This is a genomic window from Staphylococcus simulans (assembly GCF_025561465.1).
GTDB classification, from domain to species: Bacteria; Bacillota; Bacilli; order Staphylococcales; family Staphylococcaceae; genus Staphylococcus; species Staphylococcus simulans.
On the sequence record NZ_CP095100.1, the window covers coordinates 1,361,367 to 1,378,159 of the forward strand.

General features: G+C 33.3%; 18 protein-coding genes. 17 read left to right on the top strand and 1 reads right to left on the bottom strand.

Translation table 11 applies throughout. From position 1 onward, the window contains the following. Window positions 1–200 precede the first annotated feature (200 nt). The 6 genes from MUA87_RS06335 to recO are packed head-to-tail and all read left to right on the top strand — an operon-like array spanning window position 201 to window position 4,074. Window positions 201–1,148, top strand: a complete 948-nt coding sequence (locus tag MUA87_RS06335) for a PhoH family protein (RefSeq protein ID WP_023015136.1) — start codon at window positions 201–203, stop codon at window positions 1,146–1,148. A gap of 5 nt (window positions 1,149–1,153) precedes the next feature. Then, window positions 1,154–1,615, top strand: a complete 462-nt coding sequence (gene ybeY, locus MUA87_RS06340) for an rRNA maturation RNase YbeY (RefSeq protein WP_057510460.1) — start codon at window positions 1,154–1,156, stop codon at window positions 1,613–1,615. Between the two features lie 3 nt (window positions 1,616–1,618). Then, a complete protein-coding gene (locus MUA87_RS06345; RefSeq protein WP_057510461.1) occupies window positions 1,619–1,963 on the top strand; it encodes a diacylglycerol kinase family protein in 345 nt (114 codons plus the stop codon). A 15-nt stretch (window positions 1,964–1,978) separates the two neighbouring features. After that, a complete protein-coding gene (gene cdd / locus MUA87_RS06350) occupies window positions 1,979–2,386 on the top strand; it encodes a cytidine deaminase (protein ID WP_002481063.1) in 408 nt (135 codons plus the stop codon). After that, entirely contained in the window at window positions 2,383–3,282 is a 900-nt protein-coding gene (gene era, locus MUA87_RS06355) for a GTPase Era (protein WP_023015138.1), read from the top strand. Before cdd ends, era begins: the two co-directional genes overlap by 4 nt. A gap of 24 nt (window positions 3,283–3,306) precedes the next feature. Then, window positions 3,307–4,074: a DNA repair protein RecO gene (gene recO, locus MUA87_RS06360; RefSeq protein WP_023015139.1), complete on the top strand. Its 768-nt coding sequence runs from the start codon at window positions 3,307–3,309 to the stop codon at window positions 4,072–4,074. Window positions 4,075–4,127: 53 nt separating this feature from the next. Here recO and MUA87_RS06365 read toward each other — a convergent pair whose 3' ends face one another. Next, on the bottom strand, window positions 4,128–5,519 hold the full coding sequence (locus MUA87_RS06365) for a glycine--tRNA ligase (protein WP_002481060.1): 1,392 nt from the start codon (window positions 5,517–5,519) through the stop codon (window positions 4,128–4,130). 313 nt (window positions 5,520–5,832) lie between these two features. On the opposite strand from MUA87_RS06365, the gene MUA87_RS06370 reads away from it, so the two are divergent. The 11 genes from MUA87_RS06370 to MUA87_RS06420 all read left to right on the top strand — a co-directional run bounded on the left by MUA87_RS06370 (window position 5,833) and on the right by MUA87_RS06420 (window position 16,682). Further along, window positions 5,833–6,456 (top strand): transcriptional regulator CcpN, encoded by a 624-nt coding sequence (locus MUA87_RS06370; protein ID WP_081705407.1) that lies wholly within the window; start codon window positions 5,833–5,835, stop codon window positions 6,454–6,456. A gap of 12 nt (window positions 6,457–6,468) precedes the next feature. Beyond that, on the top strand, window positions 6,469–7,293 hold the full coding sequence (locus MUA87_RS06375; RefSeq protein ID WP_262550306.1) for a pyruvate, water dikinase regulatory protein: 825 nt from the start codon (window positions 6,469–6,471) through the stop codon (window positions 7,291–7,293). Window positions 7,294–7,407: 114 nt separating this feature from the next. After that, window positions 7,408–9,180, top strand: a complete 1,773-nt coding sequence (dnaG, locus tag MUA87_RS06380) for a DNA primase (RefSeq protein ID WP_002481057.1) — start codon at window positions 7,408–7,410, stop codon at window positions 9,178–9,180. 76 nt (window positions 9,181–9,256) lie between these two features. After that, window positions 9,257–10,366 (top strand): RNA polymerase sigma factor RpoD, encoded by a 1,110-nt coding sequence (gene rpoD / locus MUA87_RS06385; RefSeq protein WP_002481056.1) that lies wholly within the window; start codon window positions 9,257–9,259, stop codon window positions 10,364–10,366. A 125-nt stretch (window positions 10,367–10,491) separates the two neighbouring features. After that, on the top strand, window positions 10,492–11,166 hold the full coding sequence (locus MUA87_RS06390) for a tRNA (adenine(22)-N(1))-methyltransferase (RefSeq protein WP_031262513.1): 675 nt from the start codon (window positions 10,492–10,494) through the stop codon (window positions 11,164–11,166). After that, entirely contained in the window at window positions 11,163–12,257 is a 1,095-nt protein-coding gene (locus MUA87_RS06395) for a Nif3-like dinuclear metal center hexameric protein (protein ID WP_262550308.1), read from the top strand. Before MUA87_RS06390 ends, MUA87_RS06395 begins: the two co-directional genes overlap by 4 nt. Window positions 12,258–12,280: 23 nt before the next feature. Further along, the gene (locus MUA87_RS06400; RefSeq protein WP_103363668.1) at window positions 12,281–13,621 is read left to right on the top strand and encodes a DEAD/DEAH box helicase; all 1,341 of its coding nucleotides are present in this window, start codon (window positions 12,281–12,283) and stop codon (window positions 13,619–13,621) included. Window positions 13,622–13,637: 16 nt separating this feature from the next. Next, window positions 13,638–14,528: a deoxyribonuclease IV gene (locus MUA87_RS06405; RefSeq protein WP_023015145.1), complete on the top strand. Its 891-nt coding sequence runs from the start codon at window positions 13,638–13,640 to the stop codon at window positions 14,526–14,528. Between the two features lie 127 nt (window positions 14,529–14,655). Next, a complete protein-coding gene (locus MUA87_RS06410) occupies window positions 14,656–15,426 on the top strand; it encodes a metal ABC transporter ATP-binding protein (RefSeq protein ID WP_002481051.1) in 771 nt (256 codons plus the stop codon). After that, window positions 15,426–16,274, top strand: coding sequence for a metal ABC transporter permease (locus MUA87_RS06415; protein ID WP_002481050.1), 849 nt, complete (start codon window positions 15,426–15,428; stop codon window positions 16,272–16,274). The genes MUA87_RS06410 and MUA87_RS06415 overlap by 1 nt, the downstream gene beginning before the upstream one ends. Next, on the top strand, window positions 16,275–16,682 hold the full coding sequence (locus tag MUA87_RS06420) for a Fur family transcriptional regulator (protein WP_023015147.1): 408 nt from the start codon (window positions 16,275–16,277) through the stop codon (window positions 16,680–16,682). It abuts the gene before it with no gap. Window positions 16,683–16,793: the final 111 nt, after the last annotated feature.

Sequence of the window (16,793 nt, forward strand, 5' to 3'; positions counted from 1 at the left end):
CATAATTTTATGTCATCCAATCCATTTTTCTTTTATGCAAGCTAAACTTTATTGGATTAATAAACAGCGAGAACATGATATAATGATTGTATGAATATGTGGAAATTATTAACTAAGTCCGTAGTTTCCGTTAACCATTATATTCTGCATCTTATTAAAAAATATGCTGAAAAGCGATAATAATGAAAAGGAGTTAATGTATGCCAGGAATAATAGTTATTGACGATATCAATCAAGCCCAAGCACTAATAGGTAATAACGATGAACACTTACAAGCAATAGAAGAAGCTTTCAATGTTATTGTTCATGCTAGGGGGCAAGAAATAGCTGTAAAAGGGCAACAACAAGAAGAAATTGTAAAAGCAGAAGCTGTAATAAAAAACCTTTTAAAAGTAATTGATCAAGGCGTATCAATTAATCTTAAAGATGTAGAAGCAGCAATTAAAATGGCAGAGAAAGGATCTATCCAACACCTCGTTGATTTATACGATGAAGCAATTACTAAAGATGCTTATGGTAAAACAATTCGTGCAAAAACAATGGGTCAACGTTTATATCTGAATGCGATGAAGCATAATGATTTAGTCTTTGGTATTGGACCAGCTGGTACTGGTAAAACTTTCTTAGCTGTTGTTTATGCTGCTAAAGAATTGCGTCAAGGTAACGTAAAAAGAATAGTGCTGACTCGCCCCGCTGTAGAAGCAGGCGAATCATTAGGTTTCTTACCAGGCGACTTAAAAGAAAAGGTAGACCCTTATTTAAGACCTTTATACGATGGTCTTCATACGGTACTGGGACCTGAGCAAACAGCGCGTTTTATTGAAAGAGGTATCATTGAAGTTGCACCATTAGCCTATATGAGAGGACGTACACTTGACGATGCATTTGTTATTTTAGATGAAGCGCAAAATACGACGCATGCCCAAATGAAAATGTTCTTAACACGTTTAGGATTTGGATCAAAAATGGTCGTAACGGGTGATATGACTCAAGTAGACTTGCCGAGAGGTATTAAAAGCGGATTAAAACAAGCTGTTAAACGCTTATCAGGCGTTAAAGGCATTAGTGTACAAACATTAGACCAAAGTGATGTTGTACGTCATCCATTAGTAAGTAAAATTATCAGCCGTTATGAAGGAGATGAATAAACGCCATGTTCACGATTGATTTTTCAAATCATACGGATGAAGTAAAAGAAGAATGGTATGACCAGATTGAAAAGTTATTAAACTTTGCGAAAGAACAAGAGAATATTGAAGAAGATGCAGAACTATCAGTTACATTTGTTGATAAAGAAGAAATTCAACAAATTAATAGAGACTATAGAGATAAAGATAAAGTTACTGATGTCATTTCATTTGCGTTAGAAGAAGATGAACCTGAAATTGAGGGTTTAGATATCCCTCGTGTACTAGGTGACATTATCATTTGCGCAGATGTTGCAAAAGAACAAGCTGCAGAGTATGGACATTCCTTTGAGAGAGAACTCGGCTTTTTAAGTTTGCATGGCTTCTTACATTTACTTGGCTATGATCATATGAATGAAGCCGACGAAAAAGAAATGTTTGGAAGACAAAAATCTATTTTAGATGCTTATGGCTTAACAAGAGAATAGTCTATGAATCGTTTTAAGTATCCCATTCAAGGGTTGTTGACCATACTACAAAAAGATCGTAACTTTTTATGGCATATCGCAATTGGCTTTTTAGTCATTGGCGCGTCTTTTTACTTCAATATTACCCGCATGGAATGGATTGCGGTTATTTTAACAATTTTTCTAGTGTTAGCATTTGAAGCAATTAACACCGCAATTGAATATGTAGTTGACCTTGTAACGGATGATTATAAACTTTTTGCTAAATATGCTAAAGATATCGCAGCACTAAGTGTGCTTTTAATATCTATCGCAGCAGTAATTATAGGTCTAATTATCTTTATCCCTTACATCGTTAACTTATTATAAAGGAGAGAGATAAAAATGGCTTATACTCAAGAACATTATGAAAAAGTAAGAGAAGCACAAAAACGTTCTTATTCACCTTACAGCAACTTTAAGGTGGGTGCTTATTTAAGAACTAAAGATGGCAAAGAATTTTTCGGCGCAAATGTGGAAAATGCTGCGTATGGCGAAGCAATTTGTGGAGAGCGTTCAAGTTTAGTTGCAGCAATTAGTCAAGGTTATAGACCAGGTGACTTTGAATCTTTAACAGTCACAGTAGATGCTGATAAGCCTTCATCACCATGTGGTTCATGTCGTCAAGTTATTAATGAACTATGTGATGACGACATGCCGATTTATTTAACAAACCATAAAGGCGATATGATTGAAACGACTGTCGCCGAATTACTGCCGCTAGGTTTTTCAGGAAAGGATTTGAATATATGACAGAACATAAATCAGGCTTTGTTTCAATTATAGGCCGACCTAACGTAGGTAAATCTACGTTTATGAATAGAGTACTTGGGCATAAAATCGCAATTATGTCAGACAAAGCACAAACAACTAGAAATAAAATACAAGGTGTTATGACTGAAGATGATGCACAAATTATCTTTGTTGATACACCAGGTATTCACAAGCCCAAACATAAATTAGGCGACTATATGATGAAAGTTGCTAAAAATACTTTATCAGAAGTAGATGCAGTCATTTTCATGGTTAACGCTGATGAAAAGATTGGTCGCGGTGATGAATATATTATGGAAATGCTGAAAAATGTCAAAACTCCAGTATTCCTTGTTATCAATAAAATTGACTTAGTACACCCTGATGAAATCATGCCTATTATTGAATCATATCAAAAATATATGGACTTCTCTGAAACTGTTCCAATGTCAGCATTAGAAGGTTTAAATGTTGAACACTTTATCGAAGTACTTAAATCATATTTACCAGAAGGGCCTCAATATTATCCAGATGGTCAAATTTCTGACCACCCTGAACAATTTGTGGTAGGTGAATTAATAAGAGAAAAAATTCTTCACTTAACGAGCGAAGAAATTCCACATTCAATAGGTGTTAACGTTGATAGAATGGTTAAACAATCTGAAGATAAAGTTCGTATAGAAGCTACAATTTTTGTTGAAAGAGATTCACAAAAAGGAATTGTCATCGGCAAAGGCGGCAAAAAGTTAAAAGAAATTGGAAAACGTGCGAGATTGGATATCGAAAACCTATTAGGTTCAAAAGTGTATCTCGATTTATGGGTAAAAGTACAAAAAGATTGGCGTAATAAAATCAACTTTATTCGCCAAATGGGCTATATAGAGGATCAAGATTAAACTAGAAGGTCGGTGGTACCTTTTATGTTAGTAAAACAAAAAGGAATTATTATTAAAACAGTCGATTATGGCGAATCAGATAAAATTATTACCATCCTAAGCGAAAGTGGCGCGAAGATTCCTTTGATGGTCAAACGTGCTAAAAAAAGTAGAACAGGTATGCAGGCTAATACACAATTATTTGTATATGGCCTGTTTATCTATGCTAAATTACGTGGTCTAGGCATACTTAATTCAGTTGATGTTATCAGTCAAAATTATCAACTTCGTTTAGATATTTATGAGAGCAGTTATGCTGCACTTTGTGCTGAAATCATTGACAAATCTATGGACGAAGAACAAATTTCTAAATTTAATTATCAACTCTTACACTTTTGCTTGAACAGAGTTGAAAAAGGTTACAGCGCCCAACTGATGTCCGTTATTGTTTTATTAAAAAAAATGCCTGACTTTGGTTTTACTATCGCATTCAATCAAGATATTATCTCAGGCGATACAAACCAAGCAAATTTATGTGGCTACAGTTTTAAATATCATGGTGTGATTGCTCAGGAAAATTTGTATAGAGATGAACGAGCAGTTCCTATATCTAATAAAACGCTTTATTTATTGGATGTACTTCAAAAACTGCCTATAGATAAAATGAATTCAGTTAATATTCATCAGGATATAGTAGATGAGATGTCTGATTTGCTTATCATGTTATACCGGGAATATGCGGGTGTGTTTTTCAGAAGTCAAAAATTAATAAATCAATTGCATCGTTTAGAGTCCAATAACCAGAAAAAATGATAGAAAAATAAGGGTATATCGCAATTTCGCGATATACCCTTATTTATTTAATATTAGAATTTAACTTTTTCAGCTAAGAAATCGTTTAATTCAGAGATTGGCATACGAACTTGTTCCATAGTATCACGTTCACGTACTGTGACTTGTTGATCTTCTAATGAATCGAAGTCAAATGTAATACAATATGGTGTACCAATTTCATCTTGACGACGGTAACGTTTACCAATTGATTGCGATTCGTCAAAATCAACTGTAAAGTTTTCGCTTAATTGTTCGTAAACTTTAATTGCTTCTTCAGATAATTTTTTGCTTAATGGTAAAATTGCTGCTTTATACGGTGCTAGAGCAGGGTGGAAGTGCAATACTGTACGTTCATCTTTACTGCCTTCAACACCTTCACGGTCATAAGCATCACATAAGAATGCTAATGTCACACGGTCAGCACCTAAAGAAGGTTCAACACAGTATGGGATGAATTTTTCATTTGTTTCTGGATCATGGTATCTGAAATCTTCACCAGAATATTCACTATGTTTTTTCAAGTCATAGTCTGTACGGCTTGCAATACCCCATAATTCGCCCCAACCAAATGGGAATTTATATTCAATGTCTGTAGTTGCATTAGAGTAGTGAGATAACTCATCTTGGTCATGATCTCTTAAACGAATATTTTCATTTTGAAGACCTAAGTCTAATAACCATTTTTCAGCAAATGTTTTCCAATAATTTTGCCATTCGATTTCTTCACCAGGACGGCAGAAGAATTCTAATTCCATTTGTTCGAATTCACGTGTTCTGAAAATGAAGTTACCTGGTGTAATTTCATTACGGAATGATTTACCGATTTGACCAATACCAAATGGTAATTTTTTACGCATTGAACGTTGGACGTTTTTGTAGTTGACAAAGATACCTTGTGCAGTTTCAGGACGTAAGAAAATTTCGTTAGTTGAATCTTCAGTTACACCTTGGAAAGTTTTGAACATCAAGTTGAATTGACGGATATCAGTCCAGTTAGCAGTACCGCTTACTGGGCATTTAATACCTTCTTCTTCAATAATACGTTTCATTTCATCAAAACTTAAACCATCTGCGATAAAGTTTTCGTCACCTTTTTCATTTTGCATATATTCTTCAATTAATTTATCTGCACGGTAACGAATTTTACTATCTTTGTTGTCGATCATAGGGTCATTAAAGTTACCTAAGTGACCTGATGCTTCCCATACTTTAGGGTTCATCAAAATTGCTGCGTCTAAGCCAACGTTATAAGGTGATTGTGAAATAAATTTTTTCCACCATGCACGTTTAATATTATTTTTTAATTCAACACCTAATGGACCATAATCCCAAGTGTTTGATAAACCACCGTAAATCTCACTGCCTGGAAATACAAAACCTCTGTGTTTTGCTAGCTGAACTACTGATTCCATATCTTTTGCCATAAATAACACTCCTCTTTAATAATAAAAAAACGCCCCAAGATAACGAAATAAACATTTCGAAATCTTGGGACGAGTTATCTCATTTCTCATTGAAATTCGTAATAACCCGCGGTTCCACCCAAATTAGTGTAGACACTCGCTTAGATTATAAAAGTTGTTAGGCCAATTTAATTGTTAAGCTCGCACCATCCTTAACTCGCTTCAAACCTAATTCTAATGCATCCGAAAATTAAAGGCAAGTGTTTATATAGATTTGTAGACCAAAACAATTACAGTTATAATATAAATTGTAAGTGTGAAGGGGTGAAGACATATAGAACTGAGTAGTAGGCAAAGTGAAATTATCGAAATAGTAAAGCAAAATGGGCCGATTACCGGTGAAAAGATTGCCGAACAACTAAGTTTAACTAGAGCGACACTTAGACCTGATTTAGCTATTTTGACAATGTCTGGGTTTCTCGAAGCTAGACCTAGAGTAGGATACTTTTATTCTGGTAAATCAACAAATCAATTATTAACAGAAAAATTACGTCAATATGTTGTTAAAGACTATCAATCTTTGCCGATTGTCTTAAAAGGCGATACTTCTGTTTATGAGGCAATATGTACAATTTTTCTTGAAGACGTCAGCACGTTATTTATTGTGAATACAAATAATGATTTTGTTGGAGTTTGTTCAAGAAAAGACTTACTCAGAGCATCCATGATTGGCGAGGATATACATACGATGCCAGTCAGTGTTATCATGACACGTATGCCGAATTTAACACACGTTTTAGAAAATGATTTGGTCGTACTAGCTGCACAGCTTATGATTGAAAAAGAAATTGATTCTCTGCCGATAGTTCGTGGTAAAGATAATGGTAAGTTGGAAGTCATCGGGCGCATTTCAAAAACCACGATAACAAAATTATTTGTATCAATTTTCGATGAGTAGGAGTAGGATTTAATGCAAAAGATAAAAATAATAATTGCATCTGATTCGGTGGGAGAAACAGCCGAACAAGTTGCAAAAGCTTGTGTTTCTCAATTTAACTCGAAAAATTTCCAAAGTCAGATTGTACGTTATCCATATATTGAAACGTTAGAGAATGTTGATGAAGTTATGGAAGTTGCGAAAGAAAACGAAATGAATATTGTTGTTTTCACGCTTGTAAAACCTGACATTAAAGAATATATGGAACAGCAATTAGCCGAAAAAAATATAAAACATGTCGATATCATGGGACCATTAATGAATATTTTAATTGATGAAATCGATGAAAAACCATACTATGAACCAGGTATAGTGCATAAACTAGATGAAGCATACTTCAAAAAAATTGAAGCGATTGAATTTGCAGTTAAATATGATGATGGTAAAGATCCGAAAGGTTTACCTAAAGCTGATATTATATTAATTGGTATTTCACGTACTTCAAAAACACCTTTATCACAGTTTTTAGCACATAAGCGTTATAAGGTTATGAATATCCCAATCGTTCCTGAAATCAATCCGCCTGAAGGGTTATTTGAAGTAGATCTAAAAAAATGTATTGCATTAAAAATCAGTGAAGAAAAGTTGAATAAAATCCGTAAAGAAAGATTGAAACAACTCGGGCTTGGAGATTCAGCACGTTATGCTACAGGGCAACGTATTCAAGAAGAATTGGATTACTTTGATAAAATAGTTGATCGAATAGGCTGTCCTGTGATTGATGTTTCAGACAAAGCTATAGAAGAAACAGCGAATGATATCATGTATATAATTGAACAAAATAAAATGAATAAGTAAGCCTAATACAATACGCTGGTGTTTTAAACTCAGCGTATTTCTTATTGAGCTAATAACTTTTATTTTTTATAGAAAATGATATAATAATAAGACTAATGTATACAGGTGGTTATGGTGAGAATAGAGCAATCAGTAATAAATGAAATAAAAGATAAAACAGATATTCTTGACCTTGTAAGTGAATACGTGAAATTAGAGAAAAGAGGGCGCAATTATATTGGTTTGTGTCCTTTTCATGATGAAAAAACACCTTCGTTTACTGTTTCGGAGGACAAACAAATTTGTCATTGTTTCGGTTGTAAAAAGGGCGGTAATGTTTTTCAATTTACTCAAGAGATAGAAGGTATTTCGTTTGTCGATGCTGTTAAAGCCCTTGGAGAAAGGGTAAATATAAAAGTAGATGTTGGACAAAATAATGAGCAAAACCAAATCGCTTCTGATGACTTAATGATGATTAAAATGCATGAACTTATGCAAGAATATTATCATTATGTACTGATGAAAACAGTGGAAGGGGAAGAGCCTTTAAAATATTTGAAGTCTAGAGGTTTCACTGAAGAACTGTTAAAAGACAGAAAAATCGGTTTTGCACCCGACAACTCTCACTTTTGTCATGATTTCTTGCAAAAGAAAGGTTATGATATTGAGCTAGCGTATGAAGCCGGTTTATTATCTCGCAATGAAGAAAACTTTAGTTATTATGATCGATTTAGAGATAGAATTATGTTTCCTTTGCATAATGCACAAGGACGAACTGTAGGTTATTCGGGAAGAACATACAAAAATCAAGAACCTAAATATTTAAACAGTCCGGAAACACCTATATTTCAAAAGAGACGACTTTTATATAACGTTGACAAAGCAAGACGTATTATACGTCAAAAAAATGAAATTATACTATTAGAAGGGTTTATGGATGTTATTAAAGCTGACAATGCTGGGGTTAAACAGGTTGTGGCAAGTATGGGAACACAAATTTCCCAAGAACACATAGCGTTCATCAAAAAACTAACATCAAATGTCACATTACTATTTGATGGCGATTTTGCAGGACAAGAAGCTACACTTAAAACTGGGCAGCACTTACTAGAGCAAGGTCTGAATGTTTTTGTTATTCAACTTCCTTCTAAAATGGATCCAGATGAGTATATTACTAAATATGGGGAAGATGCTTTTAAAAAATACGTGGAACATGAAAAACGTGCTTTTGTATTGTATAAAGTCAATTTATATAAAGACGAAATCGAAAATAACGACATGGCTTATGAACAATACCTTAAAGAGATAACGAACGATGTTTCATTAATGCAATCAGGGATTTTACAGAAAAAAGTATTGCAAGACGTTTCTGAATTGTTTAAAGTAAGTTTTGATAGTCTAAATAATGAAGTGTCAAGACATAACCAACATTCATTTCAACAAATATCTGCTGCAGTTCCAGAAGTTAATCAAAAAAAATATTCAAAACAAGAAGATGCTGAACGTAAACTATTAAAACATTTTATGTTTAATAAAGACATTTTTCTTGAACATAGTCAGCGTGTAGAAGCAGATGACTTTACAAATCAGCAATTTAAGCGTATATTTAATATTTTGCACGACTACTATGCTGAAAATGAATATTATAATCTGAGTACTGCATTATTATATAGTGATGAAGAAATAGATAGAGAAACTTTAATTGCATTAGACAATCTTTTACTCAATAACAATCCATATGAACATGAGATTGATGAGTATATTCAAATTATTGTTAGCAGTAGAGATGAAGAGACCTCTGAGTCATTAAACCAGAAGTTACGAGAGGCTACACGTATTGGTGATTCAGAACTGCAAAAGTATTATTTGCAAAAGATTGTCGCTTTAAATCAAAAACGAATGTATTAAAATTGTTAATATATATTTAAAGAGTTTTATTTAAGTAACGCATTGTGTGCTTATATTAATTTCGGGAGGCCTTTTTATGTCTGAAAACCAAGTGAAAGTAGTAAAAAAACAAACCATCGATCCGACATTAACTTTGGAAGATGTAAAAAAACAATTATTAGATAAAGGGAAAAAAGAAGGTCATTTAAGCCATGAAGAAGTAGCAGAAAAACTGCAAAACTTCGATATGGACTCTGATCAAATGGACGAGTTCTTTGAACAATTAAATGATAATGATATAAATCTTATTAATGAAAAAGACAGTTCTGATACAGACGAAAAACTTAATCCTAATGATTTAAGTGCACCTCCAGGTGTTAAAATCAACGACCCTGTACGTATGTATTTAAAAGAAATCGGTCGTGTTGATTTATTAAACGCCCAAGAAGAAATTGAACTTGCAAAACGTATCGAACAAGGTGATGAAGTAGCTAAAGCAAGATTAGCAGAAGCAAACTTACGTTTAGTTGTCAGCATTGCTAAAAGATACGTAGGACGCGGTATGTTGTTCTTAGACCTTATCCAAGAAGGAAATATGGGCTTAATTAAAGCGGTAGAAAAATTCGACTTCAGTAAAGGATTCAAATTTTCTACGTATGCAACATGGTGGATTCGTCAAGCAATTACACGTGCTATTGCTGACCAAGCACGTACAATCAGAATTCCAGTACACATGGTCGAAACAATTAATAAATTGATTCGTGTTCAACGTCAATTACTACAAGATTTAGGTCGTGATCCAGCACCAGAAGAAATTGGTGAAGAGATGGATTTACCACCAGAAAAAGTACGTGAAATCTTAAAAATTGCACAAGAGCCTGTTTCTTTAGAAACACCAATTGGTGAAGAAGATGACAGTCACTTAGGAGATTTCATCGAAGACCAAGAAGTACAAAGCCCATCTGATCACGCAGCGTACGAGTTATTGAAAGAACAATTAGAAGATGTTTTAGATACACTAACTGATAGAGAAGAAAACGTATTAAGATTACGTTTCGGTCTTGATGATGGACGTACAAGAACACTTGAAGAAGTTGGTAAAGTATTCGGTGTTACAAGAGAACGAATTCGTCAAATCGAAGCTAAAGCACTTAGAAAGCTAAGACATCCAAGCCGTAGCAAACGCCTTAAAGACTTTATGGATTAATTAAGTAAAAATAGCGAGACAATGAGCTGATAATGTTTGGCTGACGAAGGCAAGGAATCATGTAAAGACCTACAGTCAATCGAATATCTTGCTTATTGTCTCGCTCTTTTATTAGAGGAGCCAAAGTGATGATTTTAAACCAACGACTTACTGCAGTGAGTAAATATATAACTGGTGATGTATTGGCAGATATTGGTTCAGACCATGCATATTTGCCAATCTATGCGATAGAAAACGAATTATGTACTTCTGCTATTGCTGGAGAAGTGGTAAAAGGACCATATCAAGCTGCTTTAGATAACGTTAAAAAATATAGCATGCAAAATAGGATTGATGTTAAACTGGGAGATGGATTAAATGTCCTAGAAAAAACAAATAACGTTAATACTATTACAATATGTGGAATGGGTGGCCCATTAATTGCAGAAATACTCCAAAATGGAAAAGAAAAGCTAATGAATCAGCCACGTTTAGCGTTACAAAGTAATATTCAAACATCTACTTTAAGACGTACATTAATGCAATTGGATTACCATATTATTGATGAAGAGATTATGGAAGAAAAGGGCCATATTTATGAAATAGTTATTGCAGAATATGGTCATAAAGAATTAAAAGAAGTAGAGTTGAAATTCGGTCCAATTTTAATGAATTCTAAATCAGCTTTATTCATTAAAAAATGGAATAGAGAATTAGAAGCTTTAAAAAATATCCAATCACACTTGGATAAGAACAAGCATCAAAGCCGCTTAGAAGAAATTAATCATGAGATCAAATTAATTCAAGAGGTGTTATCATGAAAACTTCAGAGTTACTAAATATTTTAAATCAGCATGTTCCTTTTTCTTCTGCTGAAAGTTGGGACAATGTTGGCTTATTAATCGGGGACAAACAACAAGAAATCACAGGTATACTGACGGCGTTAGATTGTACAATGGAAGTGGTAAATGAAGCAATAGAAAAAGACATTAATACAATTGTTGCACATCATCCACTTATCTTTAAAGGTGTTAAAAGCATCAATGAACAAGGTTATGGCGCTATTATTCGTCGTTTGATACAAAACAATATCCAATTAATTGCCTTGCATACAAACTTAGATGTATATCGTTTTGGTGTCAATGCGATGCTATCAAAGCAAATTGGACTTACACATACTGAAATTTTAGAACCTCAACAAACAAATTATTATAAAGTCCAAGTGTTTATTCCTGAAGAAAATGTAGAGACATTTAAAAATAAAATGAATGATGAAGGTTTTGCATCTGAAGGTGATTATGAATACTGTTTCTTTTCTACTAAAGGTTCTGGACAATTTAAACCTGTCGAGAATGCACATCCTCATATCGGTGAGTTGGATCAAATCGAAACAGTAGAAGAAGTAAAAGTTGAATTCATGATTCAAGAGTACGAACGTACAAAAGCAGAGGATTGTATTAATGTACTACATCCATATGAAACACCGGTATATGATTTTATTCCATTAACTAAAACGGTAAAACGCGGTTTAGGTATGATAGGACAATTACCAGAACAAACAACTTTAAAATCATTAGCAATGACTATTAAAAAACAATTAGACATACCAAGCGTCCGTTTCACTGGGAATCCAGACTCAGTAATCTCAAAAGCAGCAATTATTGGTGGCTCTGGTATTGGTTATGAAAAATTCGCACATCAAAAAGGTGCAGATGTATTTATCACTGGTGATATTAAACATCATGACGCATTAGATGCTGAAACAGAAGGATATAACTTAATCGATATCAATCATTATAGTGAATATGTTATGAAAGAAGGTTTAAAATCATTACTTAAAGAATGGATTAGTAATGATAACTTTACTATTGAAGCTTCAACTTTAAATACAGATCCATTTAATTATGTATAAAAAACTAAAAAGGAGGGATTTTAATGGCCACACAACACCCATTTGAACAATTTGATTTAAGTCCACAACTTATAGATGCTGTAGCTGACTTGAATTTTAATCAGCCAACTGAAATCCAACAAAGAGTAATCCCTAAAATTATCAAAGGTCAAAATATTATCGGACAATCACAAACGGGTACTGGGAAGTCTCATGCTTTCTTGTTACCATTAATGGAAAAAATTGATACTTCAATTCAAGAACCCCAAGCTATTGTCGTTGCACCAACTAGAGAATTAGCACAACAACTTTATAATGCAGCACATCATTTAGCACAATTTAAAGATGAAGTTAAAGTCACTTTATTTATTGGGGGAACTGATTTTGCACGTGACAAACAACGTTGTAACGTGCAACCTCAATTAGTCATTGGAACACCAACACGTATCAATGATTTATCAAAGGACGGCACATTACATGCACATTTAGCTCAGTATTTAGTTGTAGATGAAGCTGACTTAATGATTGATTTAGGTTTAATTGAAGACGTCGACCATATCGCAGCACGTTTAGATGACAGTGCACATATCGCTGTATTCAGCGCTACGATTCCAAAATCTCTACATCCGTTCTTAAATAAATATTTAAATCAACCAGAACTTATTGAAGTAGATAGTAAAACACAAAACAAGAAAAATATTGATTTTTACTTAATACCGACAAAAGGTTCATCAAAATTAGATAAAACTAAAGCTTTGATTGATATTATCAATCCATATCTATGCCTTATTTTCTGTAACAGCAGAGAAAATGCTGATGAATTAGCAGAATCATTAACTGCAGAAGGCTTAAAAATCGGTATGATTCATGGCGGATTAAGTCCTAGAGAAAGAAAACAACAAATGAAACGCATCCGCAACTTAGACTTTCAGTTTGTAATCGCAAGTGATTTAGCATCAAGAGGTATTGATATCGAAGGTGTCAGTCATGTAATTAACTATGATGTTCCTAAAGACATCGATTTCTTCACTCATCGTGTCGGCAGAACTGGTAGAGGCCAATATAAAGGTGAAGCATTTACTTTATATACGCCCGATGAAGAATATTTAATTGCTGAGATTGAGAAAAAAGGTTATAAATTCCAAGATGTTGATATAAAAAATGGTGAACTAAAAGAAATCAAAGCGCATAATACAAGACAAACACGTAAAAACAAAGATGATCACTTAACTACTCAAGTGAAACAACAAGTTAAGCGCGGTAATAAGAAAAAAGTAAAGCCAGGGTATAAGAAAAAGTTCAAGAGAGAATTAGAAAATTTAAAACGTCAAGAACGTAAGAAATACAGTAAACGTCAAAACAGACAACAAAGAAAAAATAAGTAAAGGTTAGGTGGACAGATTGTTAATTGGTTCTCATGTTCCGATGAATGGTAAAAAAATGCTGCTGGGTTCAGCAGAAGAAGCACATAGATTAGGCGAAAAAACATTTATGATTTATACAGGTGCACCTCAAAACACAAGAAGAAAAGATATCTCAGAACTAAATATTGAAGCCGGACACGAAGCAATGAAAGAATATGGTCTTTCTAATATCGTTGTACATGCACCTTATATTATTAATATTGCAAATACACAAAAACCCCATGTCTTTGATTTAGGTGTTGAATTTTTACAAAAAGAAATTGAACGTACCGAAGCAATCGGTGCAAAAGACATCGTCTTACACCCAGGTTCACACGTAGGAGCTGGTTCTGAAGCTGGCATTAAAAAAATTATTGAAGGTTTAAATGAAGTTCTAACAAATGAAAATGATGTCAGAATTGCATTAGAAACTATGGCCGGTAAAGGATCTGAAGTAGGTCGTACATTTGAAGAATTAGCACAAATTATAGATGGCGTAAATCATAACGAACGACTATCAATTTGCTTTGATACCTGCCACACACATGACGCAGGATATGATGTCAAAAATGATTTCGACGGTGTACTTGAGGAATTTGATAAAATAATTGGATTAGACAGAATTAAAGTACTTCATGTTAATGATAGTAAAAATGAAGTCGGTGCACATAAAGACCGTCACGAAAACATCGGTTTTGGTCATATCGGATTTGATGCATTGAATTATATTGTTCATCATGAAGTATTCGAAAACATTCCAAAAATTTTAGAAACACCTTTTGTAGGCGAAGATAAGAAAAATAAAAAACCACCATATAAACATGAGATTGAAATGTTGGAAAGTCAAACTTTCAATCCTGATATGAAGAATATCATTATGAGTGAATAATTCTATTAGAGTAATTATGTAATTAAAAGACAAAGCTTACTTTGTCTTTTAATTTTACATGCTCAATCGTAAGCATTACAATTTACATATTATTTATTCAAGGTTATATTTATAGCGAGGTGAAGATATGTCTACCCCAGTTTTTGAATTAAAAAATATAAATTACTATTTTGGAAACAAACAAGTACTGGAAAACATAAACATTAAAATATATAAAGGTGATTTCTTGGCAATTGTCGGACCGAATGGGGCAGGTAAATCTACATTATTAAAAATTATGCTAGGTTTATTTCCACTTCAAAGCGGTGAGATGTATATTGATGGCCAGAAATACCAACGAAAATTATCAGAGTTGAAAATCAGCTATGTATCTCAAAAAGCAAGAGCATTTAATTCAGGTTTTCCTGCTAGTGTAAAAGAAGTTGTTTTAAGTGGATTAACAAAACAAAAACACCTTTTTCAATGGTTTAATAAAAAGGATGTACAAAAAGTTAAAAACATCCTAAAACGCTTAAATATTGAACACTTATTAAACAAAAACATTGCTGAATTATCAGGTGGACAACAACAACGCGTGTTAATCGCAAGAGCATTGATTTCAGACCCATCAGTACTTATTTTAGACGAACCTACTAATGGTATTGATGCTAAACATGTCAGTGAGTTTTATCAAACACTAGAGCAATTAAAAAATGAAGGTGTCACTATTATTTTAGTTACACACGATATCGGAGTTGTCGTGGATACTGCAACAAAAGTTGCTTGCTTAAATAGACATTTACATTTCCATGGTCCTGCACAAGAGTTTAAGTCGCTAGATCAAGTTGAAATATCAAAAATTTACGGCTATCCAATTAAATTTGTTGACCATCAACATGAAAGGGAGTGCTGTAACTAATGATTGAAGCATTAATGAATTTCGATTTTATGCGCTATTCTCTTTTAAGTGGTATCTTGATTGGGTTTATTGCACCATTTATTGGTGCATTTATCGTAGTACGCAGACTCTCTTTGATTGCTGACGCATTAAGTCATGTAACTTTAGGCGGTATTTCTTTCGGAATGTTTTTAACCACATTATCACCGATATTTATCTTTATAAATCCTATGTGGGGTGGCATATTGTTTGCGGTAGTCGGTGCACTTTTAATAGAAAAATTAAGAACATCTTATCAAAACTATCAAGAAATTGCGATACCGATTATTATGAGTGCAGGTATTGGCTTAAGTGCCATTTTTATTTCACTTGCAGACGGATTTAACCAAGAGTTAGTAGGTTTATTATTTGGATCAATCAGTGCTGTATCTTTAAGTGATATGATTACTGTTTTGACCATTGCTGTACTTGTAACACTTTTCATTATGTTATTTTATAAAGAACTCTTTATCCTTTCATTTGATGAAGAATATAGTAAAGTTATTGGTATACCAAGATGGATTCAATTCTTATTCATTATCATTGTAGCCATGGTTATTTCAGCATCTATGCGCGTAGTTGGTATTTTACTTGTAAGTGCATTGATGACTTTACCAGTGGCCATAGCAATGAGAATGACAAAAGGATTTAAACAATTAATCCTCTATAGTATTATCATTGGAGAAGTATCTGTTATTGGTGGTTTAGTAATTGCTTTTTATTTAAATTTATCACCAGGTGGGGTTATTGTAGTATTATTAGTACTTATTTTAGTAGCTACAATGTTCACTCAGACTTTACGTACTAGGGTAAAAAAAGGAGATAGTTAAATGAATACGACTGATGCTATCAAATTATTAAAAGATAACGGTCATAAATATACAGATAAACGAAAAAAGATTATCGATATTTTCGTGAAGGAAAACAAATATGTAAGTGCGAAAACAATCCAACAAACTATGGATACTGCATATCCTGGAATATCTTTCGATACAATTTATAGAAATTTGTATTTGTTTAAAGATTTAGGAATTATCGAAAATACTGAACTAGATGGTGAAATGAAATTTAGAATTGCTTGTACACATCACCACCATCATCATTTCATTTGTGAAATTTGCGGAGACACGAAAGTAATTGACTACTGTCCGATGGACGCAATTAGGAAACAACTTCCTAATGTTACAATTCACACACACAAGCTTGAAGTTTATGGCATTTGTGAAAAATGTCAGTAACCATTAAATTTAGTAACTATATCAGTTTATAATGTTTAACTCTTTACTTTCAGGATAAATATATAGAGGAAAGAGTTCATATTAATTAGATACTTCTTTATTTTATAAGCA